This is a genomic window from Mycobacterium sp. IDUB_17 (assembly GCF_055419465.1).
In genome coordinates this window covers 305432-331114 of the sequence record NZ_JBVAXS010000005.1, presented here as the reverse complement: position 1 = coordinate 331114, position 25683 = coordinate 305432, and the positions used below count along the sequence as shown (strand labels likewise).

21 protein-coding genes are annotated in these 25683 nt (G+C 67.3%); 8 read left to right on the top strand and 13 right to left on the bottom strand.

What is annotated here, in order from left to right; genetic code table 11:
- Nucleotides 1-16 precede the first annotated feature (16 nt).
- The 3 genes from ACZYZ7_RS22450 to ACZYZ7_RS22440 are packed head-to-tail and all read left to right on the top strand — an operon-like array spanning nt 17 to nt 2720.
- Entirely contained in the window at nt 17-1153 is a 1137-nt protein-coding gene (locus tag ACZYZ7_RS22450; protein ID WP_463741846.1) for a mandelate racemase/muconate lactonizing enzyme family protein, read from the top strand.
- Nucleotides 1150-1764 (top strand): bifunctional 4-hydroxy-2-oxoglutarate aldolase/2-dehydro-3-deoxy-phosphogluconate aldolase, encoded by a 615-nt coding sequence (locus tag ACZYZ7_RS22445; RefSeq protein ID WP_463741845.1) that lies wholly within the window; start codon nt 1150-1152, stop codon nt 1762-1764. The genes ACZYZ7_RS22450 and ACZYZ7_RS22445 overlap by 4 nt, the downstream gene beginning before the upstream one ends.
- Complete coding sequence (locus ACZYZ7_RS22440; RefSeq protein WP_135456438.1) at nt 1761-2720, top strand: sugar kinase; 960 nt, start codon at nt 1761-1763, stop codon at nt 2718-2720. The genes ACZYZ7_RS22445 and ACZYZ7_RS22440 overlap by 4 nt, the downstream gene beginning before the upstream one ends.
- On the opposite strand, the gene ACZYZ7_RS22435 is transcribed toward ACZYZ7_RS22440, so the two are convergent.
- Nucleotides 2717-3349 carry a mycothiol-dependent nitroreductase Rv2466c family protein gene (locus tag ACZYZ7_RS22435; RefSeq protein ID WP_463741844.1) on the bottom strand — a complete coding sequence of 211 codons (633 nt, stop codon included), beginning with the start codon at nt 3347-3349 and terminating at the stop codon, nt 2717-2719. The genes ACZYZ7_RS22440 and ACZYZ7_RS22435 overlap by 4 nt on opposite strands.
- A gap of 281 nt (nt 3350-3630) precedes the next feature.
- Between ACZYZ7_RS22435 and ACZYZ7_RS22430 the strand changes: the two genes are divergently transcribed.
- From ACZYZ7_RS22430 to ACZYZ7_RS22420, 3 genes are all read left to right on the top strand, one after another.
- Nucleotides 3631-4035 (top strand): DUF732 domain-containing protein, encoded by a 405-nt coding sequence (locus tag ACZYZ7_RS22430; RefSeq protein WP_135456442.1) that lies wholly within the window; start codon nt 3631-3633, stop codon nt 4033-4035.
- Nucleotides 4036-4073: 38 nt separating this feature from the next.
- Entirely contained in the window at nt 4074-6659 is a 2586-nt protein-coding gene (pepN, locus tag ACZYZ7_RS22425; protein ID WP_463741843.1) for an aminopeptidase N, read from the top strand.
- A gap of 69 nt (nt 6660-6728) precedes the next feature.
- Complete coding sequence (locus tag ACZYZ7_RS22420) at nt 6729-7070, top strand: HNH endonuclease (RefSeq protein WP_450072733.1); 342 nt, start codon at nt 6729-6731, stop codon at nt 7068-7070.
- 77 nt (nt 7071-7147) lie between these two features.
- Here ACZYZ7_RS22420 and ACZYZ7_RS22415 read toward each other — a convergent pair whose 3' ends face one another.
- The 3 genes from ACZYZ7_RS22415 to ACZYZ7_RS22405 are packed head-to-tail and all read right to left on the bottom strand — an operon-like array spanning nt 7148 to nt 8542.
- On the bottom strand, nt 7148-7618 hold the full coding sequence (locus tag ACZYZ7_RS22415; protein ID WP_450072734.1) for a DUF5130 domain-containing protein: 471 nt from the start codon (nt 7616-7618) through the stop codon (nt 7148-7150).
- Nucleotides 7605-7838 carry an aa3-type cytochrome oxidase subunit CtaJ gene (ctaJ, locus tag ACZYZ7_RS22410; RefSeq protein WP_135456450.1) on the bottom strand — a complete coding sequence of 78 codons (234 nt, stop codon included), beginning with the start codon at nt 7836-7838 and terminating at the stop codon, nt 7605-7607. Before ctaJ ends, ACZYZ7_RS22415 begins: the two co-directional genes overlap by 14 nt.
- 59 nt (nt 7839-7897) lie before the next feature.
- Complete coding sequence (locus ACZYZ7_RS22405; protein ID WP_167857910.1) at nt 7898-8542, bottom strand: HNH endonuclease; 645 nt, start codon at nt 8540-8542, stop codon at nt 7898-7900.
- Between the two features lie 162 nt (nt 8543-8704).
- Here ACZYZ7_RS22405 and ACZYZ7_RS22400 point away from each other — a divergent pair, with 162 nt between their 5' ends.
- Nucleotides 8705-9091 carry a globin gene (locus ACZYZ7_RS22400; protein WP_167858160.1) on the top strand — a complete coding sequence of 129 codons (387 nt, stop codon included), beginning with the start codon at nt 8705-8707 and terminating at the stop codon, nt 9089-9091.
- 1 nt (nt 9092) lies between these two features.
- Nucleotides 9093-10640: a glycoside hydrolase family 13 protein gene (locus ACZYZ7_RS22395; protein ID WP_450072735.1), complete on the top strand. Its 1548-nt coding sequence runs from the start codon at nt 9093-9095 to the stop codon at nt 10638-10640.
- A 10-nt stretch (nt 10641-10650) separates the two neighbouring features.
- Here ACZYZ7_RS22395 and ACZYZ7_RS22390 read toward each other — a convergent pair whose 3' ends face one another.
- The 9 genes from ACZYZ7_RS22390 to ACZYZ7_RS22350 all read right to left on the bottom strand — a co-directional run bounded on the left by ACZYZ7_RS22390 (nt 10651) and on the right by ACZYZ7_RS22350 (nt 25663).
- The gene (locus ACZYZ7_RS22390) at nt 10651-11157 is read right to left on the bottom strand and encodes a putative immunity protein (RefSeq protein ID WP_450072802.1); all 507 of its coding nucleotides are present in this window, start codon (nt 11155-11157) and stop codon (nt 10651-10653) included.
- Between the two features lie 41 nt (nt 11158-11198).
- A complete protein-coding gene (locus ACZYZ7_RS22385; RefSeq protein WP_450072736.1) occupies nt 11199-11870 on the bottom strand; it encodes a hypothetical protein in 672 nt (223 codons plus the stop codon).
- Nucleotides 11867-12274: an acyl-CoA thioesterase gene (locus ACZYZ7_RS22380; protein ID WP_135456460.1), complete on the bottom strand. Its 408-nt coding sequence runs from the start codon at nt 12272-12274 to the stop codon at nt 11867-11869. Before ACZYZ7_RS22380 ends, ACZYZ7_RS22385 begins: the two co-directional genes overlap by 4 nt.
- Nucleotides 12271-17112 carry an NAD-glutamate dehydrogenase gene (locus ACZYZ7_RS22375; RefSeq protein ID WP_450072737.1) on the bottom strand — a complete coding sequence of 1614 codons (4842 nt, stop codon included), beginning with the start codon at nt 17110-17112 and terminating at the stop codon, nt 12271-12273. The genes ACZYZ7_RS22380 and ACZYZ7_RS22375 overlap by 4 nt, the downstream gene beginning before the upstream one ends.
- A 99-nt stretch (nt 17113-17211) precedes the next feature.
- The gene (gene ettA, locus ACZYZ7_RS22370; RefSeq protein ID WP_450072738.1) at nt 17212-18885 is read right to left on the bottom strand and encodes an energy-dependent translational throttle protein EttA; all 1674 of its coding nucleotides are present in this window, start codon (nt 18883-18885) and stop codon (nt 17212-17214) included.
- A 110-nt stretch (nt 18886-18995) separates the two neighbouring features.
- The gene (locus ACZYZ7_RS22365) at nt 18996-19457 is read right to left on the bottom strand and encodes a single-stranded DNA-binding protein (protein ID WP_463741842.1); all 462 of its coding nucleotides are present in this window, start codon (nt 19455-19457) and stop codon (nt 18996-18998) included.
- A gap of 162 nt (nt 19458-19619) precedes the next feature.
- A complete protein-coding gene (locus ACZYZ7_RS22360) occupies nt 19620-21656 on the bottom strand; it encodes a bifunctional copper resistance protein CopD/cytochrome c oxidase assembly protein (RefSeq protein ID WP_463741841.1) in 2037 nt (678 codons plus the stop codon).
- A 75-nt stretch (nt 21657-21731) separates the two neighbouring features.
- Entirely contained in the window at nt 21732-24077 is a 2346-nt protein-coding gene (locus ACZYZ7_RS22355) for a glycerol-3-phosphate 1-O-acyltransferase (RefSeq protein ID WP_463741840.1), read from the bottom strand.
- Nucleotides 24074-25663, bottom strand: a complete 1590-nt coding sequence (locus ACZYZ7_RS22350) for an HAD-IB family hydrolase (RefSeq protein ID WP_463741944.1) — start codon at nt 25661-25663, stop codon at nt 24074-24076. Before ACZYZ7_RS22350 ends, ACZYZ7_RS22355 begins: the two co-directional genes overlap by 4 nt.
- Nucleotides 25664-25683: the final 20 nt, after the last annotated feature.

Genomic DNA, 25683 nt, shown 5'->3' with positions numbered 1-25683 from the left:
AGGAGCTCCGAAACACATGAAAATCACCGACATTCAGACGTGCGGGCTGCGCGGCGCCACCCCGGAGGGGGGCTGGTCCAACGAGCTGCGGCCCGACGACGTCGTGCACACCCTGGTCGCCGTCCACACCGACAGCGGCCAGGTCGGCATCGGCAGCGCCTTCACGACCGAAGGTTTGGTCGCCGCCGCCGTGGATGTGCTTGCGCCGCAACTGATCGGTCAGAGCGCAATCGAGGCCGAACGGCTGACGGAGACGCTGCACCAGAGTGCGTTCTGGATGGGCCGCGGCGGCTCCCTCACCCACGCCACCAGCGCCATCGACATCGCGCTGTGGGATCTGGCCGGCCAGGCGCTCGGTCAACCGGTAGGGCGGCTGCTCGGTGGCCGCTACCGGGAGCGGGTGAGGCCCTACGCCTCAGTGCTCATGGACGAGGCGCCGGTTATGACCGAAAACCTTGCTGAATTGGTGGATCAGGGATTCACGGCGTTCAAGATCGGCTGGTGGAAATTCGGCCGCGTGGACAGCAAGACCGACGAGCGTACCGTGGCCGCGGCCCGCGAAGCCGTCGGCGACCACGTGCTGGCCGTCGACGCCGGTGGTTCTGAGGCGTTCTTCCCTGGTGGGCTGTCGTGGGCCAAGCGCACGGCCGACATGCTGGCCGAGTACGGCATTGCTTGGTTCGAAGAGGCGTTGGCCCCCGACGATGTCAACGGTTTCGTCGAGTTGAGGCGCCATTCCAAGGTGCCCATCAGCGGCGGCGAGGTGCTGACCCGTCGCCAGACGTTCCTGCCATTCCTCGATGCCGGGGCATTCGACATCGTCCAGCCCGACAGCACCAAGGGTGGTGGTTTGAGCGAGTCACGCCGTATCGGGTGGGCCGCCCAGGACCGCGGGGTGCGGCTGATCCCGCACGGTTGGAACACCGCGATCGGGTTGGCCGCCGATCTGCATCTGGCGTCGGCCCTGGCGGCGACCGACCTCGTCGAATACAAGACCGGATCGGCCTATATCGACGAACTCGTCAGCGGCGGATGGGATCTCGACAGCGACGGCATGCTCGCGGTGCCGGACGGGCCCGGGCTCGGCGTCACCCTGGACCGAACCGCACTGGAGCGCTACGGCACCCGCCCGACGTTCGCCGACGCCCGATGAACGCGGTGTTCGAGCACCGCGTGATCCCGCTGGCGACCGTACGGGATCCGGGTCACATCGACGCGATCGGCGACGGGCTAGTCGACGGCGGTCTGCCGGTGGTCGAGGTGGCGTTGCGCGGCGAGCACGGCCTCGCCGCGATTCGCCGGCTCGCCGCCCGCGGCGATCTTCTGGTCGGCGCGGGCACCGTCCGCTCGAGCGCGCAAGCCCGCGATGCTATCGAGGCGGGCGCGCGATTCGTGGTCTCCCCCGGGCTGGACGCGGAGGTGGTGCGATGCGTCGAGCAAGCCGGCCTGGCAGTCATCCCGGGTGTGCTGACGCCAACCGAGGTGGGCGCCGCGGCCCGCCTCGGCCTGCACCGGGTCAAATTGTTTCCGGCCGCCGCCGTCGACACGTCTGCCCTGTTGTCGGCCTACGCGGCGGTGTTCCCGGAAATGATGTTCATGCCGTCAGCCGGTGTCACCACCGTGACCATGCCTGAATTCCTCACTCAGCAGACAGTTTTCGCCGTCAGCGGCAGCTGGATCACCGCCCGGGCCGGCGCCGGTGCCGATGCCGTCGCTGACGCGGCCCGCGCAGCCGTCGCGGTTGCGGCACAGGCGCCGCGATGAGCCCGACCTTCGACGTCGTCACCGTCGGCGAAAGCCTCGGCCTGCTTACGGCGCCGCAGTCCGGGCGCCTGCACCACAACCCGACGCTGCAGCTGAGATTCGGCGGTGCCGAGAGCAATGTGGCCATCGGGGTCGCCCGGCTCGGCGGCGCGGCGGCCTGGATCGGCCGGCTCGGCGCGGATAGCCTCGGCGAATTGATTCTGCGTGAACTACGGGCCGAAGGTGTTCATCCGTACCCGGTGCTCGATCACGACGCCGCGACGGCGCTCATGCTCAAAGAACGTCCGCACCCCGGGACCGCCCGTGTCAGTTATTACCGCCGCGGGCAAGCCGGCAGCCGGCTGCGACCGGCCGATGTCCCGATCGCTGTGGTCACTGACACGAGAATCCTTCATGTCACCGGCATTTCGGCCGGATTGGGTGAATCCGCCCGGACCGCGGCACATGCGGCGGTGGACGCAGCGACATCGGCCGGAGTGACGGTCTCGTTCGATGTCAACCATCGCAGCGCCCTGTGGAGTGACCGGCAGACGGCAGCGACGGCCTATCTCGAACTTGCCCGGCGGGCCCACATCGTGTTCGCCGGGGAAGACGAGGCGGAGCTGCTCACCGGAGCCGATTCCCCGCAGCGGCAACTCGACGCTCTCCTGGACCTTGGCATCGGTTGCGCGGTGGTCAAGCGCGGCGCCGACGGGGCGATGGTCGCCACGGCCGAGGGCCGGTTGTCGGCTCCGGCCGTCGCGGTCCCGGTTATCGACACCGTGGGTGCCGGGGACGCCTTCGTCGCCGGCTGGCTGGCCGACCTCGCCCGCGGTGCGACGTTGCGCCAGTGCCTCGACACCGCGCTGGCGTGCGGTGCGTTCGCGTGCACCGGCGAAGGTGACTGGGAGTTGGCTCCAAGCCGCGACGACCTGCGGTGGCTGCGTCGCGGCCCGGTCGATCCGGTTTCGCGCTAGTCGAACTCGGGCGCCTCCGTGCGGGAGCGCTTCAGCTCCCAGAAATGCGGGTACGACGCGAACGTCACCGACGCGTCCCAGAGCTTGCCGGCCCCTTCACCGCGCGGGATCTTCGAGAGCACCGGGCCGAAGAATGCGACACCGTTGACGTGGATGGTCGGGGTTCCGACGTCCTCACCGACGGCATCCATGCCGGCATGGTGGCTCTTGCGCAGCTCCTCGTCGTACTTGTCGGTGGTGGCGGCCTCGGCCAGTTCGGCGGGCAGACCGACCTCGTCGAGTGCCTGCGCGATGACCTGGTCGAGGTCCTTGTTGTTCTGGTTGTGAATCCGGAAGCCCATCGCGGTGTAGAGCGGGGCGAGGATCTCCGGGCCCTTGAGTTGCTCGGCGGCGATGGCGACCCGGACCGGGCCCCACGCCTTCTTCATCAGTTCCTGATAGTTCTCGGGCAGGTCGCGGCCCTCGTTGAGGACGGCGAGGCTCATGACGTGGAACTGCACGTCGATGTCACGGACCTTCTCGACTTCGAGGATCCAGCGCGAGGTGATCCAGCACCACGGGCACAGCGGGTCGAACCAGAAACCGGCGGTGTCTTTTTGGTCTGCGGCCTTCTGATCCTTGGGGGCCATCTATGCGTCCTCTCGATGTGGTTCAGGGCACAACTGCAATCTGCACAACTCTGCACCCGCATTGAGATGTTCCCGATCCGAGTAACTATCCGGGGAGCAATTGCGACAACCTTGGTGACTGGCATGTCCGACATGCATGCTGAAGTCACGGCAGCAGCACAGGAAACGCATAGTGGGCGAACCTTTATGGAAACGTGTTGTTCCTGTGACCCTGGTAAACCACTGTTGCCCAAGTGAGCAGAGCGAAGTAAGGGTTCTGCGTGATAGCTGAGGAGCTCAATATGGCCGCTCGTGCCTTCCTGGCGACAGTCGGTGCCGTCGCCGCCGCCCTCGCGTTTGCGGCCCCTGCGCAAGCCGATCCGGTCCCGGCCCCGTCCGATCCGACCGACAATTCGTTCCTGAACGCCCTGAACAACGCCGGGGTGGGCTACGGCGACCCCAACACCGCTGTCCAGATGGGCCAGGACGTGTGCCCGATGCTGGTCGAGCCGGGCAAGGACTTCGCATCGGTGGCCTCCCAGATGCGCGGCGACGGCGGCATGTCCCCACAGATGGCGTCGTTCTTCACCGGAATCGCCATCCAGATGTACTGCCCGCAGATGATGTCGTCGATCGGCGACGGTTCGATCCTGAACAACCTGGGCGCGCTGAACGGACTCGCCGGGATCGCCGGCTTCCCCCAGTAGCCCGGGTCCCGCAGAGGTCCAGCCACTAGGTTGGACGGGTGGCACTTCCCAATCTCACTCGCGAACAGGCCATCGAGCGCGCCGCTCTGGTCACCGTCGACAACTACCGCGTCGTCCTCGACCTCACCGACGGCAACGGCAAACCGGGCGAACGCACCTTCCGGTCCACTACGACTGTGACGTTCGACGCACTCGCCGGCGCCGACACCTTCATCGACCTGGCGGCCGAAACCGTCCGCAGTGCGACGCTGAACGGCATCGCACTGGACGTGTCCGGTTACGACGAATCCACGGGCATCGCGCTGCCCGGCCTGGCCGAGCACAACACCCTGGTGGTCGATGCCGACTGCCTGTACTCCAACACCGGCGAGGGCCTGCACCGCTTCGTCGACCCGGTCGACGACGAGGTCTACCTCTACTCGCAGTTCGAGACCGCCGACGCCAAGCGGATGCTCGCCTGCTTCGATCAGCCCGACCTGAAGGCCACGTTCGACGTGCAGGTCACCGCGCCCTCGCATTGGCAGGTGATCTCCAACGGCGCCACCACCAGCGCCGAGCCCGACGGGTCCGGGACCGTGCACACCTTCGCCACCACTCCGAAGATGAGCACCTACCTGGCGGCGTTGATCGCCGGACCGTACGCGGTGTGGCGCGACTCCTACTCCGACTCCCACGGCGAGATCCCGCTGGGCATCTTCTGCCGGGCCTCGCTGGCCGAGTTCATGGACGCCGACCGGCTTTTCACCGAGACCAAGCAGGGTTTCGGCTTCTACCACAAGAACTTCGGCACGCCGTACGCCTTCGGCAAGTACGACCAGCTGTTCGTGCCCGAGTTCAACGCAGGCGCCATGGAGAACGCCGGCGCGGTGACCTTCCTCGAGGATTATGTCTTCCGGTCCAAGGTGACCCGGGCCTCCTACGAGCGTCGCGCCGAGACCGTGCTGCACGAGATGGCGCACATGTGGTTCGGCGATCTGGTCACCATGCAGTGGTGGGATGACCTGTGGCTCAACGAGTCCTTCGCGACGTTCGCGTCGGTGCTGTGCCAGGCCGAGGCCACCGAATACGTCACGGCGTGGACCACTTTCGCCAATGTGGAGAAGTCCTGGGCCTACCGGCAGGATCAGCTGCCCTCGACCCATCCGGTCGCCGCCGACATCCCGGACCTGGCCGCCGTCGAGGTCAACTTCGACGGCATCACCTACGCCAAGGGCGCCTCGGTGCTCAAGCAGCTGGTGGCCTACGTCGGGCTCGAAGAGTTCCTCTCCGGGCTGCGTGACTACTTCCGCGACCACGCCTTCGCGAACGCCACGTTCGGCGATCTGCTGGGTGCGCTGGAGAAGTCCTCGGGACGCGACCTGTCCGGCTGGGGCCAGCAATGGCTCAAGACAACGGGTTTGAACACGTTGCGGGCCGACTTCGATGTGGACGGCTCAGGTGCGTTCACCCGGTTCGCGATCGCCCAGTCGGGTGCGGCCCCGGGAGCCGGCGAGACCCGGGTGCACCGGCTCGCCGTCGGCATTTACGACGACGACGGCTCGGGCAAGCTTGTGCGCGTGCACCGCGAGGAGCTCGACGTCGAAGGCCCGATCACGGAAGTTCCTGCCCTGGTCGGTGTTTCGCGCGGGAAGCTGATCCTGGTCAACGACGACGATCTGACCTACTGCTCGCTGCGGCTCGACCCGGCCTCGCTGTCGACCGTGCTGTCACGGATCGCCGACATCGCCGATCCGCTCCCCCGGACGCTGGCCTGGTCGGCAGCCTGGGAGATGACCCGCGAGGCCGAGATGAAGGCTCGCGACTTCGTCGCCCTGGTGATGAGCGGAGTGCCCGCCGAGACCGAGGTCGGTGTCGCGCAGCGGCTGCTGATGCAGGCGCAGACCGCCCTGAGCTCTTACGCCGATCCCGCCTGGGCCACCGAAATCGGCTGGCCGGCGTTCGGGGATGCACTGCTCGATCTGGCGCGAGAGTCCGCGCCGGGTTCCGATCACCAACTCGCGTTCGTGAACGCGCTGTGCACCTCGGTGCTGTCGCCGAACCATGTCGCCGTGCTGTCGACCCTGCTCGACAACGAACCAGCCGCGGTGAACATGACCGGCCTGGTGATCGACACCGATCTGCGCTGGCGGATCGTCACCGCGCTGGCCCGCACCGGCGACGTCGACGCCGACGGACCCGAGGCGCCGTTCATCGATGCCGAGGCCGAGAACGACCCGACCGCGGCCGGCAAGCGTCAGGCCGCGGCGGCCTCGGCCGCCCGCCCGCAGGACGTGGTGAAGTCCGCGGCGTGGGAGCAGGTCATCGAGGACGACACGCTCGCCAACATCACCACCCGCGCGATCGTCGGCGGATTCGTGCAGCCCGGTCAGTCCGAGTTCCTCGCACCGTTCACGACGCGATACTTCGCGGCGATCTCCGGGGTGTGGGAGCGGCGGTCCAGCGAGGTCGCCCAGACCGTGGTGATCGGGCTGTACCCGTCGTGGGACATCAGCCAGAACGGCCTGGACGCTGCGGACGCGTTCCTGTCCGATCCCGAGGTGCCGCCCGCGCTGCGCCGGCTGGTGATCGAGGGCCGGGCCGGAGTGGAACGTTCCCTGCGCGCTCGCGCCTTCGACGTGAGCTAGTTCCCACTTGCACCGCGAGCGGGCGTGTCTGCTGCCTGACACGTCCGCTCGCGGTCATACGCTGTGCCGATGGCGGTCAGTCGAACCCGCGCGGCACGGGCTGCCCGCAAACGTAAGCGTCGGATGGACCTCGTGGTCCACGACTTGACCGACGAGCAGTGGGAGGCCATCAAGGCAGCGTGGGGCGGGTGCGCCTACTGCCACAGCCCCACGGGTCCGTTCCAGAAGGACTGTGTGATGGCGATTTCACGGGGCGGGCGCTACACCGTGGACAACGTGGTGCCGGCGTGCGCGTCGTGCAACGCCAGCAAGTGCAACTTCGAGGTCAGCACCTGGATGCGGCGCAAACGGCTCGATGAGCGTGCGTTCTTGACGCGATTTGTGGAGATCCGCACTGAGCTGGTGGGTTAACCGACCCCACAAATGCAGCGAGCGTGCGTGATTGTCGACAGACAACCACGCACGCTCACGGTGCCAGGTACGAAAAATCAGGCGGGAGAAACGCCGGCCGACAGCACGCGCACGGCGCTGATCAGACCGTCGATCAAGTTGCCTTCCTTGAATGAGGCGGCAGCTGCCGAGACGCCCAGCGGGGCGGCCTCTTCGATGCCACGGCCCTTGACGTCGGCGCCGTAGACCACCTCGATGGCGTGCTGGTCGGGTGAGACCGCGAGCAGCACCGCGTTGTTGGGGGTGGGCACCTTGGCCAGGATCTCGCGTGCCGTGGCGGCGGTGTCCGCGCCGAGGTCACCGATGTAGACGGCGAACCGGGCCTTGGCAGCGCGGGAGCCGTACTTCAGCGCGTCGTCGAGGACGACGAGGTCCATCGTCGGGAAGGGGTAGTGCACCGACAGCTCACCGGGCTCGGTGACCCCGGAGATCCGGCCGCTGTAGGTCAGGGCGTAGCCGTACGGCAGGTCGACGTCCTTCGTCGCGGTCGCAATTTCACCACTTGCCACTTGCGCCGCCTCCGATCGTCACACCGTGTGAATCATGCCCGCCGTGTCCGTGATCCTGCGGCTCCTCGGCGGCCCACAGAATGGGCTCGTGGGTCCACGGATCGGACATCTTGTAGGTAGCCGGATGCGGTCCCTTTTGGGGCAGGTAGATCAACGCAAGGACCACGAACAACACCAGCGGAACCCCTCCGAGGAGGGAATGGGTAAGTGCTGTGCTCACGCGCAAACCGTATCAGCCGCAATGCGACGATGCGCCGAGAGTGCCCAGCAAGTCGGGCATCAGGCCGCGCCCTCGCCCAGATAGCGCACCCAGGCCGGGTCGAGCTCCTTGATCGTCGACAACAGCCTCCAGTGCTGCCCCTTCGGCGGCATCGGCACGCACCGCAGTGACCAGCCGAGTTCGGCCAGCAGACGGTCGGCCTTGCGGTGGTTGCACGGCGCGCACGCCGCCACACAGTTCTCCCACGAGTGCTCGCCACCGCGGCTACGCGGGATCACATGGTCGACGGTGTCGGCCCGGCCGCCGCAGTACGCGCAGCGGAATCGGTCACGGTGCATGAGCGCCGCCCGGGTCATCGGGATGCGGGCCCGGTAGGGCACCCGCACGAAGGTGCGCAGCCGGATCACCGAGGGCACCACGATGGTCCGGGTGGCCGAGTGGATGACCGGCCCCGACGGGTCGTCGTGCACGACGTCGGCCTTGCCACACATCACCATGATCACCGCGCGCCGCAGTGGCAGCGCGGTCAGCGGTTCGTAGGTGGAGTTGAGCAGCAGCACCCGGCGACGCCCCCACAGGGAGGCGTCAGGGTTGGTCGTCGGCAGTGCCTCGACGCTGTGCAGGGGGCGATTTGGCACATGGGGTCCCGATGGGCCGGGAATGTGGCCGGTCCGTCGCATATGGCTTTTTTTGCTGTGCGCCATGGAGCCTCCGAGGAGACAGTCCACCATGGATCCTGCGGATACGCACGAAAATTCTTTGTGTGTTCGCAGGTCAGTCCAATGAACACCAGGTGACCACGGTGCCGTGACCGGCGCCGACGTGCCGTCAGGCCACAATGGACCACAATGAACGACGTGACGCAGGTGCAGCGATCTTTCTACGACGAAGTCGGTGGGCACGAGACTTTCGCGACGATCGTGTCGCGGTTCTACCAACTGGTGCGCGAGGACGAGATCCTGCTGCCGTTGTATCCCGAGGACGACATCGACGGCGCCGAAGAGCGGCTGCGGATGTTCCTCGAGCAGTACTGGGGCGGGCCGCGGACCTACTCCGATCAGCGCGGCCACCCCCGGCTGCGGATGCGGCACGCCCCGTTCCGGATCGGGTACCTCGAGCGGGACGCCTGGTTGCGCTGCATGCACACCGCGGTGGCCTCGATCGACTCGGCGACGCTGGACGAGCCGCACCGGCGCGCGTTGCTGGACTATCTGAACATGGCCGCAGATTCGATGGTGAACTCGGCGTTCTGACATGCGCCGGTGGTGGGTAGACGCGGTTTTCTACCAGGTCTATCCCCGCTCATTCGCCGACAGCAATGGCGATGGGGTCGGTGACCTCGACGGGGTGAGCGCCGGGCTGGACTATCTGGCGGCGCTCGGCGTCGACGCCCTGTGGCTCAACCCGGTGATGGTGTCGCCGATGGCCGACCACGGCTATGACGTCGCCGACCCGCGCGACGTCGACCCGCTGTTCGGCGGTATCGACGCCCTGGACCGTTTGCTCGACGCCGCTCATGCCCGCGGGATCCGGGTCACCATGGACCTGGTGCCCAACCACACCAGTTCGGCGCACCCGTGGTTCGTCCAGGCTCTGGCCGATCCGCGCCGTCGCGACCGCTACATCTTCCGGGACGGCCGCGGCCCACACGGTGACGCGCCGCCCAACAACTGGGTGTCGGTGTTCGGCGGCCCGGCATGGACCCGCGTCACCGAACCCGACGGCGCACCGGGCCAGTGGTATCTGCACCTGTTCGACCCCGCCCAGCCCGACCTGAACTGGAACCACCCCGCGGTGTTCGAGGATCTGGAGAAGACGCTGCGGTTCTGGCTCGACCGCGGGGTCGACGGGTTCCGTATCGATGTGGCCCATGGCATGGCCAAGCCACCCGAGCTGCCCGACATGGCGGTCACCGACACCGCGCTGCTCCGAAACAGTGACGACGACCCGCGGTTCGACAACGACAGCGTGCACGACATCCACCGCTTCATCCGCACGGTGCTCGACGACTATCCCGACGCCGTGGCGGTCGGCGAGGTCTGGGTGCACGGCAACGAGCGCTTCGCCAAGTACCTGCGCCCCGACGAGCTGCACCTGGGCTTCAATTTCCGTCTGGTGCAAGCCGATTTCGACGCCCGCGAAGTCCACGACGCGATCGACAACGCGATCACCGCGGCCGACCTCGCCGGGGCGACACCGACGTGGACGCTGTCCAACCACGACGTGGAACGTGAGGTCACCCGCTACGGCGGCGGTGCCCGAGGGTTGGCGCGGGCACGGGCGATGGCCCTGGTGATGCTGGCACTGCCGGGTGCGGTGTTCGTCTACAACGGCGAGGAACTCGGGCTGCCCAATGTCGATCTGCCCGACGAGGTGCTCCAGGATCCGGTGTGGGAGCGCTCGGGTCACACCGAACGCGGACGTGACGGGTGCCGGGTCCCGATGCCGTGGTCGGGCGATGCCCCACCGTTCGGGTTTTCGTCGGACTCCGATACCTGGTTGCCGATGCCCGCCGAGTGGGCACCGTTGACGGTGCAGCGTCAGCAGGCCGATCCGTCGTCGACGCTGCAGTTCTACCGGCGGGCCATCCAATTACGCTCCAGCCGTGACGAATTCACCGGCGACCGGATCGAGCTGAACAGCGCAGGCGACGTTCTGACGCTGCGGCGCGAAAGTGGCCTGGTGTGTGTCCTCAACACGGGTGCCGAGCCGGTGCCGTTGCCGCCCGGCGAGGTGCTGCTGAGCAGTGGTGAGCCGGCGGATGATCTGCTGCCCGCCGACACCGCCGCCTGGCTGATCTGAAGGTGGGCCGTCAGCGCTGCGCCCTCAGGGCATCGTCCAAGGTCGTCATCAGCTGGGCCACCCGGCTTTTGCCGGTCGGCGCGGGCGGATAGCGACGGAGAACGTCGATCAACACCGGTGAGGCACGCTGCCGAACTCGCTGCAGCACCATGTCGGCCGCCGCGGGATCACCGTCGCCATTGATCTCGGCGATGCGGGCCGCGCTCGCCGCGGCCCGTAGGATGTGGCCGACCTGATGGGCTTTCGCGATCGGATGCAGGTAGGCCGCTGAGGCGGCGTCACCGGCCGCCTGCGCCGCCAGACGTGCGGCTTCGGTGCCGGCACCCTTCGCTGCCCGGTGGGCGTCCAGCGAGGCGACCCGCTGCGCCTGGGATCTGGGCGCACCGTCGACGAACCGCCACGCGGCGGTGATGGCGGCTCGCGGCCGACGGTCATCGGGATGGACACCCTCGAATACGCCGAGGACCTCTTCCGCCGTCTCCGTCACGTATCGAGCGACGACCCGCAGCTCGTCCATGGTCAGCTCGAAGTCACCAGATGACACGTTGCGCCCGCTGGTCAACCCAGGATCAGTGCGGCGCTGCCGCGGCGGCGGTACACCGAGCCGAATCGGGCGTCGATGCGCAACCAAGACGGGTGTGCGCGGACCCGCACGATCTCCTGCTCGCTGACCTCGTTGCCCGTCTGCGGCAGAAATCCCATGGCCGTCAACGCGAAGACGCAGCGCATCGGGATGCCGATGCGGTATTCGCCCGCGCTGACCGCGATGACCTCCTGGTCGAGCAGCGAGGCCGGCGGCCCGTGGGCACTGCCGTGCTCGCGGGCCAGCGCACCGCCCTGCTGGGCCAGGTCGAGCATCACCCGGGCGGGGATGTCATCGAGGTGGACGAATCCGTCCTCGGGCGGCAAGCCACCGCGCCAGGCGGAGTCCATCGGGAAGCCTGGGTCGACGTATCCGTCTGCGGCAGTGGACAATCCGGCCACCAGCGCGTCGGCGCCCGCGGACAGGTCCGACGGACGCACCCGCCCGGCCACGACCCGGCTGGCCAGCACCTCCAACCCGGTCGCCACCCAGGCCACGGCTGTGCCGCCACTCCCCTGCCCGGCGGTCCGCTCCCGCAGCCGCACCACCGCGGCACCGTCCAGCCGCAAAGCACGGTCGAGGAACGTCGCGAAGTCGTCGCGGTCCCGCGGATCGTCGATCCACAGCCCGCGCTCGGTGGCGGTCATCGCAGATGGCTCTCCAGGTAGCCGCGCTGCTCGGCCGTCAGACGTTCCAGTCGTTGCTCGGCGATGTGTACCGCGGCCAGTTGGGTCTCGCCGATCACCGACGGCTTGGAGTCCGGGGCGGCATTCAGCGAGCGCACCTCGTAGCCGATGGTGAAGTCGACGGCCCGCACCCGCTTGGACCACATGGTCACCTGCAGCGGTGAGTCCACGAGCCGGAGCTGCCCCTTGTAGACGATTTTGACCTCGGCGATCAGCAGGCCGATCGTCTCGATCGTGGCGCCGAACGGCTCACGCAGAAAAGGTATCCGGGCCTCTTCGAGAAGAGTCACCATGGTGGCGTGATTGATGTGCTGGTACATGTCGATGTCCGACCAGCGCACGTGCACCGGCGTTGTAAAGCTCACGCAGTTGTTCCCGTTCCACTCGTTCGTGTCATGCTGCGGATCTGCCGCGCCGCCACCGACAGCGTTGCCAGATCCTGCTCACCATCTTGGTATATCTCGGTCAGCGTGCGACGGGCGCGGGTCACCCGGGAGCTGTTGGTCAGCTCCCACTCGGCGATCTTCTCCTCGCCGGTCTCGTCGGGTTCGCCGACCGCGAGCACGTCGAAGCACAGGGCCCGAAGTGAACCGTAGATGTCGTCGCGAATCGCCAACCGCGCCAAGGAATGCCACCGGTCGTCGCGGCCCAGCCGGGACACCGCGGTGAGCAGGCCATCGGCTCCGAGGCGATCCATCAGCGCGAAGTAGGTGTCGGCCACCTCGGCGGGCTCGCGATCCACGATGTCGGAGATGTCGATCACGTCGAGCAGGCTGTACTGGTACAGCCCGGTCGCCACCGCATACGCCAGTTCGTCGGAAACCCCTTGCGCGGAGAACTCCCCGGCCTCTTTCTCGACGATGGCCTTGTCGTCACCACGTAGCCATTGCGGCATGTGTGGGCGCAGGGCGGACACCTTCGCGGCGAACCGGTTGATCTCGGCACCGACCGCCAGCGGCTGCGGACGGTAGTTGAGCAGCCAGCGCCCGGCCCGGTCGACCAGCCGGCGCAGATCCAGCGTCATCCGGTCGGTGACGGACACCGGGACCCCGTCATCACCGGCAGCCCGGATCTCGCGCCACACCTTGCCGATCCCGAAGATGGCGTCGGTGGCTACGTAGCTGCGCAGCGCGTCGACGGGGCCGACGCCGACATCCTCGGTGATGCGGTACGCGTAGCTGATCCCGCTGGTGTCGACGAGATCGTTGACCAGCATGGTGGTGGCGATCTCCCGGCGCAGTTGGTGCGACCGGATCTCGCTGGTGAACGGCTCCCGCAGCTTCTTCGGGAAGTACCGCGGCAGCCGGGAGGCGAACACCTCCTGATCGGGCAGGTCGCTGGCCAGCACATCGTCTTTGAGATTGAGCTTGACGTGGGCCATCAGGGTGGCCAATTCCGGTGAGGTCAAACCGATTCCGGCGTCAACGCGGCGCCGGATCTCCTTCTCCGAGGGCAACGCCTCCAGCTCGCGGTTCAGCCCACGGTTGGCCACGAACTCCTTGATCATCCGGGCGTGGACCGAGAGCATGCTCGCGGCGTTGGCCCGGCTGGTCCCCATCAGGTCGTTCTGGTCCTTGTTGTCGGTCAGCACCAGGGCACCGACCTCGTCGGTCATCGACAACAGCAACTCGGTGCGTTCCTCGGGACTGACCTTGCCGGCGGTGACCAGCGAGTCGATCAGGATCTTGATGTTGACCTCGTGGTCGGAACAGTCCACGCCCGCGGAGTTGTCCAGTGCATCGGTGTTGATCCGGCCGCCGGCCAGGTCGAATTCGATGCGCCCCAGGGACGTCACGCCGAGGTTGCCGCCCTCGCCGATAACCTTGGCCCGCACTTCGTTTCCGCACACCCGGATCTGGTCGTTGGCGCGATCACCGACATCGGCCTCGGTCTCGGCCTTGACGTAGGTGCCGATACCGCCGTTCCACAGCAGGTCCACCGGTGCCTTGAGAATGGCCTTCATCAGGGCGGGCGGCGTGAGTTCCTCTATGTCGCCCTCGATCCCGAGTGCGGCGCGCGCCTGGGGGCTGATCGGGATGGACTTCTGCTGACGGCTGAAAACACCGCCGCCCTCGCTGATCAGCTTGGCGTCGTAGTCCTCCCAGCTGGACCGCGGCAGCTCGAACAGGCGCTTGCGTTCCACCCACGACACCGCCGCGTCGGGATTGGGATCGACGAAGATGTGCCGGTGGTCGAAGGCGGCGATGAGCCTGATGTGCTTCGACAGCAGCATGCCGTTGCCGAACACGTCACCGCTCATGTCGCCGACGCCGACAACGGTGAAGTCCTGGCTCTGGGTGTCCACCCCCATCTCCCGGAAGTGGCGCTTCACCGACTCCCACGCGCCCTTGGCGGTGATGCCCATGGCCTTGTGGTCGTAGCCGATGGAACCGCCCGAGGCGAACGCGTCGCCCAGCCAGAACCCGTAGGACTTCGCGACCTCGTTGGCGATGTCGGAGAACGTGGCCGTGCCCTTGTCGGCCGCCACCACCAGATAGGCGTCCTCTCCGTCGCGCCGCACCACGTCCGGTGGGGTGACGACGGCACCGGTTCCCTTGTCGACGTTGTCGGTCACGTCGAGCAGTCCGGAGATGAAAAGTTGGTAGCACGCAACGCCTTCGGCGCGCGTCGCCTCACGGTCGACGGCGGCGTCGCCGGTCGGCTCGGGCGGCCGTTTCACCACGAACCCGCCCTTGGCCCCGACCGGAACGATGACCGCGTTCTTCACCGCCTGAGCCTTGACGAGGCCGAGGATCTCGGTGCGGAAGTCCTCACGGCGGTCCGACCAGCGCAGCCCGCCGCGGGCCACGAACCCGAACCGCAGGTGCACGCCTTCCACCCGGGGTGAGTACACGAAGATCTCGAACTTGGGCCGCGGCAACGGCAACTCGTTGATCAGGCCGGGGTTCAGCTTCATCGCCACCACACCGCGTTGCCGCGCCGAATTCGGCTGCTGCACAAAGTAGTTGGTCCGCAGCGTGGCCTGGATCAGGGTGGCGAAGGCCCGCAGCACCCGGTCGGTGTCCAGGCTGACCAGGGCGTCGATGTCGGCGGCCACGGCAGCGGCCGCACCCTGGGCGTCCCGGGTACCCGCGGTGTCCTCGGTCGGGTCGAAGAGTGCCTCGAACAGTTGCACCAATGACCGGGTGGTGTGTGGGTTCTCGTTGACCACAGACTCGATGTGCGACTGGCTGTACGGGAAACCCGCCTGACGCAGGTACTTCGCGTAGGCGCGCAGGATCACCACCTGCTGCCAGGTCAGGTCGGCGCGCAGCACCAGTTCGTTGAACCGGTCCACCTCGACCCAGCCGTGCCAGATCGCGGTCACGGCGTCGGCGAACCGCTGGGCGGTGGCCTCCCGCGATGCCGCATCGGGCGCCTTGGGGATGCTGCGCTGCCTGGCCACCTTGAACTGATAGATCCACACCGGCAGGCCGTCGGCCCGGCGCACGGTGTAGGGACGCTCTTCGAGCACCACCACACCCATCGACTGCAGCATCGGCAGCAGTTCGCTCAGTGAGGCCGACTGTCCCCCGAGGTACCAGGTGAGCTGGGCCAGCCCGTCGTCCCCACCCTCGTCGAACACCAGCTTGACCGAATTGTCCTGCAGCCCTTCGATGATCGCGATATCTGCGATGGCATCCGCCGGGGCGACGGCTTGTTTGTAGTCTTCCGGGAACGCCGTCGCGTAGTGCTCGACGGCGGCCGGGCTGAGCGCCGCGTGCGCGGCGGCGCTGGTCATGCGGTCACCCCAGTTGCGGGTGGCCTCGGTCAGCAGGTTCTGGATCCGGCTCTCGTTCTCGGCCGAGGTGTCCACGGTGTGCGAGGCCGTGCCGTCGGGCAGCCGGACCGTGAAATGCACCACCGCCCACGGTGATTCGCTGACCCTGGCGGAGTAGTCGATGCTCTCCCCGCCGAGCTCGCGTACGAGGATGTCCTGCATCTCCAGCCGCACCGCGGTGGTGTAGCGGTCACGTGGCAGGTACACCAGGCAGGACACGAAGTGCGCCAGTTGGTCTGCGCGCAGGAACAGCAGGGTGCGGCGCCGTGACCCCAGGTCCACCACGGTCAGCGCCATGTCCAGCAGCTGCTTCGAGCTCAGCGCGAACAGTTCGGGGCGCGGGATGGTCTGGAAGATGTCGCGCAGCAGCTGCCCGGGATGGCTGGGGTCGCGGCGCGCCATGGCCAGCGCCTCCTCGACCCGCCGCGAGATCAACGGGATCTCCAGCACGTTGGCGTTCATCGCAGCCACCGTGAACAGGCCGACGAAGCGATGCTCGACGACCCGCTCGCCGCTCTCGCGTACGACGACGATGTACGGGTAGGCGCCGTAGCGCACATAGCTCGGCATCGTGGCCTGCGCCAGCACCATCAGGTCGTCAGGAGCGGTCAGCGGCGGGAGTACGTCGTCGCGCAGCTTGAGCACGCCGAGCCGGCTGGCGGGATCGACCGAGGCCTGCCCGTCGCTGATCGCGCACTGCTGATAACCGAGCAGCACGAAATGTCCGTCGGACAACCAACGCAGCAGAGCGGCGACATCCCTGCGGTCGGTGTTGGGAAACCGGCCCTCCACATCGGTGGCCACGTCGTTGGCCAGGGCGTGCAGCGCGGCGCCCATGGCCGCGGCGTCCAACCCGATCTGGCGCGCCTCGGCCAGGACGCCGGGCACCAGTGCGACCACCTCGGTCAGTGCCGGGCCGTCGGCCGCCCCGTTGACCGGAACGAGGATCCAGCATTCGTCGACGCCGTCGACCCCGGTGGCCTCGGCGGCGGGCTGGAAGTCCAGCAGCACCCCGTTGGCGTCGCGGCGCACCCGGAAGACCGGGTTCATGATGGCCGGGTAGGCGATGCCGTGGCGGTGCAGCAGCACCGTCACGGAATCCACGAGCATCGCCGCCTGCTCGGTGACGATCTGCAGGGCAGGGCCGGAGTCACTGTCCCCCGGATACACCATGACCTTGGTTTCGCCCGGCGCCCGTTGGCCGCCCAACGCGTAGTGGGCGGCCAGCGTGGCATCGGAGACCAGTCGCTCGGCCACGGCGACCTGAGGACCGGTGGCCGCGACCCCAGGCGCATCGGCCTGCGGAGCCCGATAGGTGGACAGGAAAGCCACCGCGAGCCGGTGGATCACCTCAGGCGGTGCCTGTGAGCGATCCCGGTCGCTAATTCCCTGTCCCCGAAGAGCTCCCGGCTCGGCCGTCATACGGATCACTCCCTACTCACGCCCATACACCGGCATTGGTGCATAGCTGCGACATTAGTAGCGTCACTGAGCCCGCTGCGCCGTTTATCCCGTCACGGCTCAGTCGCGGGTCAGTCTCCGGTGGGTCACCCGGTGCGGGCGTGCCGCCTCGGCACCGAGACGTTGGATCTTGTTCTCCTCGTAGGCACCGAAGTTGCCCTCGAACCAGAACCACTTGGCCTCGTTGGCGTCGTCGCCCTCCCACGCGAGGATGTGCGTGCAGGTGCGGTCCAGGAACCACCGGTCGTGGCTGATCACCACGGCGCAGCCGGGGAACTGCTCGAGCGCGTTCTCCAGCGACGACAGCGTCTCGACGTCGAGGTCGTTGGTCGGCTCGTCGAGCAGGATCAGGTTGCCGCCCTCTTTGAGGGTCAGTGCCAGGTTCAGCCGGTTGCGCTCACCACCGGACAGCACACCCGCCGGCTTCTGCTGATCCGGTCCCTTGAAACCGAACGCCGACACGTAGGCGCGCGACGGGATCTCGTTCTGGCCGACCTCGATGTAGTCCAGTCCATCGGAGACGACCTGCCAGACGTTCTTCTTCGGGTCGATGCCGGCGCGGCTCTGGTCGACATAGCTCAGCTTGACCGTCTCGCCGACCTTGACCTCACCACTGTCGGGCTGCTCGAGCCCGACGATGGTCTTGAACAGCGTGGTCTTGCCGACACCGTTGGGACCGATGACGCCGACGATGCCGTTGCGCGGCAGCGTGAAGGACAGGTCCTTGATCAGGGTGCGGCCCTCGAAGCCCTTGTCCAGGTGCTCGACCTCGACCACGACACTGCCCAGTCGCGGCGGGGTCGGAATCTGGATCTCTTCGAAGTCGAGCTTCCTCGTCTTCTCGGCTTCGGCGACCATCTCCTCGTACCGGCCGAGCCGGGCCTTGTTCTTGGCCTGACGGGCCTTGGCGCCCGAGCGGACCCAGGCCAGCTCGTCCTTGAGCCGCTTCTGCAGCTTCTGGTCCTTCTTGCCCTGGACCTCGAGGCGCTCGGCCTTCTTCTCCAGGTACGTCGAGTAGTTGCCCTCGTACGGGTAGGCCCGGCCGCGGTCGAGTTCGAGGATCCACTCGGCGACGTTGTCGAGGAAGTACCGGTCGTGGGTGACCGCCAGGATGGCGCCCTTGTAGCTGGCCAGGTGCTGCTCGAGCCACAGCACGCTCTCGGCGTCGAGGTGGTTGGTCGGCTCGTCGAGCAGCAGCAGGTCCGGCTTGCTCAGCAGCAGCTTGCACAGTGCGACACGGCGGCGCTCACCACCGGAGAGGTGGGTGACCGGCTCGTCCGGCGGCGGGCAGCGCAGCGCGTCCATGGCCTGCTCGAGCTGGGAGTCGATGTCCCAGGCGTCGGCCGCGTCCAGTTCCTCCTGCAGATGGCCCATCTCTTCCATGAGCTCATCGGTGTAGTCGGTGGCCATCAGCTCGGCGACCTCGTTGTACCGGTTGAGCTTGGCCTTGATGGCCACGCCGGCCTCGACGTTCTCGCGGACCGTCTTGGTTTCGTCGAGCTGCGGTTCCTGCATCAGGATGCCGACGCTGGCGCCGGGTGCGAGCAGCGCGTCGCCGTTGTTGGCATGGTCGATGCCGGCCATGATCTTCAGCACACTCGACTTACCAGCCCCGTTGGGACCGACGACGCCGATCTTCGCGCCGGGCAGGAAGTTCAGGCTGACGTCGTCAAGGATGACCTTGTCGCCGTGCGCCTTGCGAACCTTGCGCATCGTGTAGATGAATTCGGCCATGCCGTGATGTGCCTTTCTGAAGCTTCTCGGGAACGTCGGATGGGCGCTTGCGCGGAGGGTCGCGTCAAGCCCAACTCACTCGCGCCCATCCTAGGCGTGACCGAAACCGGCTAGGCCGACAGTGGCAGGTCATCCTCGTCGGGCTCGGTTTCGGCGGTGGCGTCCGCCGCCTCGTCGGTCACGCCGCCGGGCTCGGGTTCCGGGCCGGCTGACGGCTTCGGTAAGGGTGCCACCTTGGCCGTGCAACGCGACAGATCCGGACCGACGGCGGTGGCCCGCACCTCCACCGACGACCGGCGCACGCCCTCCTTGTCGTCGTATTCGCTGGTGTAGAGGTGCCCGACCACCACGACGGCATCGCCGCGTCCCAGCGAGGCACTCACGCCCGTGGCCAGATTTCCCCAGCAGTTGACGGTCACATACAACGAGTTGCCGTGCTCCCACCTGCCCTCGGGGGTGCGCCGTCGCGAGTTGCTGGCCACCCGGAACTTGTACAACTCCTGATCACCGAACCGCAGCCGGACCGGGTTGGTGACGATGTTGCCGACGATGTTGAACGGGGTCTCGAACATTTTTCTGGTTCCTTTCGCTTCACTCTGGCTCCGGCGGCCGGTGCGGAAGCGTCGACCGCCTTACGCAGCCATTGACCGTCGGCGGTCCGACGCCGGAACCCGCGGCGGACCCGATGCACCCGTAGGCTGGGGATGAAACTCAGGCTGGGGATAACTCCGGTATCAGCCGGAAGGATGGTCGCGCCGGGCCATCTCGGCGAGCATGGCGTTGTAGGCCGCCAGATCGGCGCCGTCATCGCGGTCGGCAGCCCGGTCCAGCCGCTTGGCGGTGCGCTGATCGCTGCGCCGCCACTGGATGAGCAGTGCCAGCATCACGATGACCAGCGGGACTTCTCCGGCCGCCCAGGCGATGGCGCCGCCGAGGTGCTGGTCGCCGAGCAGGTCGGTGTGCCACGGCAATTGCAATGACCGGTAGAAGCTCGCGCCGAGCACGGTCTGCATGCCCATCATCACCACACCGAAGAACGCGTGCAGTGGCAGCGAGGAGAACACCATCCCGATCTTGACCAGATGCGGGACGGGTCTCGGGGTCGGGTCCACCCCGATGACCACCCAGTAGAACAGGTAGCCCGAGAGCAGGAAGTGGACGTTCATCAGGATGTGTGCGGCGTGGTTGCTCACCGCGACGTCGAAGATGCCGCCGAAGTACAGGCCATAGAAGCCGGCGACGAACATGACGGTCGCGACGATCGGATGGGTCAGGAACTGCGACACCTTCGAATGCAATGCCGCCAGCAGCCATTCCCTGGGGCCCGGTGGCGCACCGCGTCCCGCGGTGGGCAGCGCCCGCAGGGCCAGGGTCACCGGGGCACCCAGCACCAAGAGCACCGGAACCAGCATGGACAGCAGCATGTGAGCGATCATGTGCATGCTGAACATCGCCGGCATGTAGCGACCCATCCCCGACGAGGTCGTGAACAGCAGGACCGCGCAACCCAGCAGCCAGGCGAATGTGCGGCCGACCGGCCAGGCATCGCCGCGGCGGCGCAGCCGGTACACGGCGGCCAGGTACATCGCCGCACCGACGATCGCGGCGGTCCCGAACAGCAGATCGAAACGCCAGTCGAACAACACCCGAGCGACCGTCGGAGGCCCGGCGAAGTCGTATCCGATCGCGACCTCGGTGGCGCTGGGGATCCTCGGCTCGGGCGGCGGCGGGGTGCGTCCCAGCCCGACGGCGATACCGAACGTCACGCCGAACAGCGCCGCCTCCGTCAGCGCCAGCCGGATCAACGGTCTGCGCGCACCGGGGTCGGCGGCCAGGGCGGTCAGGCTGACCTGGCGCTGCCGCCAGCCCAGCACGCCGAGCAGGCTGAGTGCGACGAGCTTGGCCACCAGCAACCAGCCGTAGTTGGTGCGCACCAGATCGGGCAGCTGGATCCGTACCAACGCGTTGAGCACACCGCTGATCGCCATGGCGATGAAGCACCACAGCGCCAGCGCCGAGAAGCGGCGTGCCGCCAGCACGGTGTTCGGGCCGTCAGCCCCGACCCCGGTGCCGGCCCGGATCGCGTGCGCCAGCAATGCGAGCAACCCGCCGGCCCACAACGCGGCAGCCACCAGGTGGATGAACAGGCTGTTGGTGGCCAGATCGTGGGCGCCGCCGGCCGAGGAGTGTCCGGTCAGAACCAGCGGCATCAACGTCAGCAGTGACCCGGCCAGCAGCACCGGCGTCCACCCCCACCGCAGCACCGGGAGGCTCGCGATGGTGACGGCCGCGGCCAGGATCGCCGTCCAGCGCCAAGCGACGGCGACATCGACCAAGCTGGCCGCCGACCACACGTCGACCGGCCCGAGATGATCGAGCAACGGCTGCCCGGACACATCGGAGATCGTCAGTGGCACCAGCAGCGCCGCGCACACCGTCCACACGCCCGAGGCGGCCGAGCCGAGCCGCAGCGCCCGGTAACCGGCGACATCGAGTACGCCGTTGGTCTGGGGTGCCGCCAGGAACGCCGCGAACAGGAAAGACCCGACCGCGATGACGGCGGCGATCTCGCCGGCGGCCCGCACGAACGGCAGTCCATAGGTGGTGACCGGGCCGGGATCGGGCAGACCCGTGGCGGTCAGCGCGTCGGCCAGCGACAGCGCGCCGATGCCCGCGGCCACTGCCCCGGCCAGCAGCCCCACGCCGACCAGCACAGGCCACACCACGCTGTTGCGCACGCTGGACGCGGCCACCTGGCCGGCAGAAGTCATGGTGCAAGGGTATGGCGTGGGCTCCACCACACCCCCGGCCGCCGGACAAATCCGTGTCGGCAGCCCGGCCGTCTCCTAGCCCTGTAGGAATCGCTGGGCGCGACGCTGCTGCTCCCGGACGTAGAACTGCTCACGCGCGATCTCGTCGACCTTGTCCATGTCGGCGACGATCCCGCGCAGTTCGTCGCGGAAGGCGTTGCGGCGCGCCTGCAGATCGGGGCCGTCGACCAGCAGGTTCTGATCGGCCGCCACCTGACGCGCGGTGGCGAACAGCAACGCCGAAACCGACTCGTTGCTGCCTACCCGGCCCTGAGCGACATACTGGCGCCCCACACCCAGCGCCCGCTTGGTCAGGTCCCGCTCCCCGATCTCCGCCGGTGCATCGCGCAGCACATCGGCGACGATCGCGTAGGCCTCGAAGAACGGGCGCAGCATGGCGCCCACCAACAGCGGTCGCTTGCCGCGCAACATCTGATAGATCTCGTCGCCCCCGGCCGCGACCTTCTCTTCCCAGTTCTCGTACCAAGACATCTCTTCGGCGACGTTATCGCGGAAGGAGGCCGAATCGGCGAAATAGAAATCGAACTTGAGCAGATCGCGCAGCCGCATCACCTGGTCCCAGAACGCCTGCAGCGGGTCGCCGGCATGAGCGGCATGGGCCAGGGCCAGCTCGACGATCGAGGTCTCCTGGAACGCGTGGATCAGCGAGTTGCGGTAGAACGCCGCCTCCAGTTCGTCCTCGGGTGCGATCCGCCACACCGGTTCGCGGCCGCTGTCCACCATCGTCACGGGGTGTCCCCCGGAGAGGGCATCGACGGCCGAGCGCACCCCCTCGGCGGTACGCAGGCGCAGTGCGCTGTTGGTCACCGGAGTGTTCTTGCGTTCCAGGTAATCCAGTGAGTCCTGCAGCGTGTGGTGTAACTGATCGAGGGTCAGCGCGATCCCCCGGGCGCCCAACAGCAGCGCCGAGACCAGGTTGGTCGCGCTGACCGGGGTGACCCGCAGAATCCGCCAGGCCACCTCGAACGCCATCTTCTGCATCGCCAGGCGTTTGGCCGCCTCATCGTGGGCCATGTCGCCGCCCGGCTCACCGAGATGCTCACGCATCGAAACCGCTTCGGGGAAGCGGACATAGATCTTGCCGTAATTGCGTTCGCCCTGTGCCTTGATGAAGTTGTACAGCCAGCTCAGACCCTCGGGCGTCTTCTCGCCACCGCGGGCGTACGCGGCGTACTCGGCCGTCTCGTGCAGCTGGTCGAAACTGATGGACACCGGCTGCAGCAGGATGTCCTCACTGCGGCCGTCGAGGTATGCATTGGCGACATAGGCGAGCAGTCCGAGCTTGGGCGGCAACATCTTTCCGGTCCGCGACCGGGTGCCTTCGATGGACCAGTTCAGGTTGAACCGCTTCTCCACGATGTAGCCGACATATTGCCGCAGCACATACTTGTACAGCGGGTCATCGAGTTTGCGGCGCAGGAAGATGACTCCGGAATGCCGGAACAGCGGCCCCATCAGGCCGAACGACAGGTTGATCCCGGCGAACGTGTAGACCGGCGGAAGCCGGTTCTCCTGCATGGCTACCGGGACGATGACCCCGTCGAGATACGAACGGTGGGAGAACAGCAGCACCGCCGGATGTTGTTCCAGAGCATGGCGCATCGACTCGATCTCGGAGCGGTCATAGTCGATCCGCGGATCGAATCCACGGCTGAAGATGGCCCGGCCCAAAGTCGGGATCAGGTCCACCGAGAACCGGCTCCATCCGGTGGAGAGCTCGTCGAGCATCTCACCGGCCTTCTCCACCGTCGCCCCGGGAATCTGCTCCAGGCCTTGACGGAAGCGTGCCGAGTCGAGCATCTCCGGCTTGACCAGCCGCGGCGACTTGTACTCCGGGCCCAGTAGACGAAGCTCCACCCGCTCGATCGCCAGTACCGCCCGACGAAGGACGAATCGTGCGAATTCCCTGGGGTTTTCCGCGACAGTGGTCTCACTCCACTGCTTACGCAGCTCCGACACCTTGGCCGGTTCACCGGCGACGACCCGTGCGCGCGTCGGGTTCTTACGCAGGATGCGCCGCTGCAGGATCTCCGGCGGTCGGTAGGTGTCGCGGCCCGAGATCAACCCGACCACTTTCAATCGGGTGGGTAATCCGGCAGGCACCCAGAACACCCGGACCGGAACCACCAGCCGGTCCTCGTCCGATTCCAACTCCTCGACCAACCGGGCGACCGCTCCGGGCGTGGGTTCGTCGGTGGCGGGCAACTGCAGTACCTCGACCGTGGAATCGGGGTGTTCGCGTCGCTGCGTTTTGAGCCACTCGTTGAGCAGCTCGAGTTCGGCCGGTGACGACACCGACGCGAGCACGAGCGCATCGCCAGTGGGGCTGAAGCTGGGGAACTCATCGAGCCCCGCAGTCACGGCCGGCCCTTGGGGGTCGACTGCGATGACGCGTTATCCGGTTCGGGCCCAGACTTTTTCGCCGGCGCCTTCTTCGCCGGTGCTTTCTTGGCCGCCCGGCGCGGAGCGGCCTTCTTCGCGGGTGTGCGGGTGTAGATGTCGAAAGTGGGCAGTTCGTCCTGCGGCCAGGAGCCGAGGGTGTCGAGGTAGATCTGGCGGATCTCGGCGATGCGGTCGGCCAGGTTGTCGACCGTCCAGTCCTCTACCGATATCGGCGGGTACACCGCGACGTCCACCTTGCCGGGGTTGAACGTGCTGGAATCGCGGGCCGCGATCACCTCGGCGTTTCGGATCACGATCGGCACGATCGGAACGCCCGCGGCCATGGCGATGCGGAACGGGCCCTTCTTGAACTCGCCGACCTCGGTGGTGTCCAGGCGGGTGCCCTCGGGCGCGATCAGGATCGACAAACCTTTGCGGGCAAGCTCTTCCACCCTGTGCAGGCTTTCGACGGCCTTCTCCGGATCGTCACGGTCGATGAACGCCGCGTCCATGACCTTGCCCAGTGGACCCATCAACGGGTTGCGCTCGAGCTCCTTTTTCCCGACGCCGGTGAAGTCCACCCCGACCAGCCGGCCCGCGATCATCGGGTCGGCCTGATTGCGGTGATTGAAGATGAACACCGCAGGGCGCTGCGCGGTCAGGTTCTCCTCGCCGAGGACGTTGAGTTCGATGCCGGTGGTCAGCATCAGCAACTTGCTCCAGTTCGAGGTGAAGAAATTGACCCCGGTGCGCTTGTTGCGCGTGAGCAATCCGAGTCCGATCGCCCCGGCGGCGACGGTCGGAATGGTGGCCAGGCTGGCGAGCGTGCGCAGTTGCGCGACCGGGCTGCTGCCACTGCGGCTGCTGAACTTCAGTACGGGCCAGCCGCGTTTGGCGGCGACGGCGGCCAGCTTGCCGGCCGGATTCGTCGGCCGCGGATTGCCCACCAGGTACATCAGGGCGACGTCCTCGTCACCGTCGGCGTAGAAGTAACTCTTGGTCAGGTCCACCCCGTTGGCCGCCGAGAAGTTCTGCACCGCACGGGCTTTGCCGGGCCCCCAGATGACCGGTCTCATCACTTCCCCGGTGATCAGGCCGTCCTCGTCGGTCTCGAACTTGTTGCACAGCACGTTGTCGATGCCGAGAAAGCGTGCCACCGGCTCCACCTGAACCGTCAGCGCCGAGGAGCTCAGCACCACGGTGTGGCCACGGGCCATGTGGGCGCGCACCATGGCGCGCATCTCCGGGTACATGCGGCCCTTCACGTGCTGGACGAACAGCCGCTCGCCCAGCTCGTCGAGATCGCTGAGCGAGTTGCCGCGCAGCATCCGGGCGCCCTTGCCGATCAGGTCCTCGAACTCGGAACGCCCCAGCTGGTGGTTGAGCCCGGCCTGCACCATCCCGATGAACTCGCCGACGCCCATCTGGCCGCGGCGCAACCGGTCCCGGGTCATGATCACCCCGGTGAACCCGGCCACGAGTGTTCCGTCCAGGTCGAAGAACGCGCCGATCTCCGGGCCCTCCGGGCTCCCCTCGATCTCCGCCAGGGTGCCGGGCAGCCGCATCTGGTTGGTTCCGCGGGGCC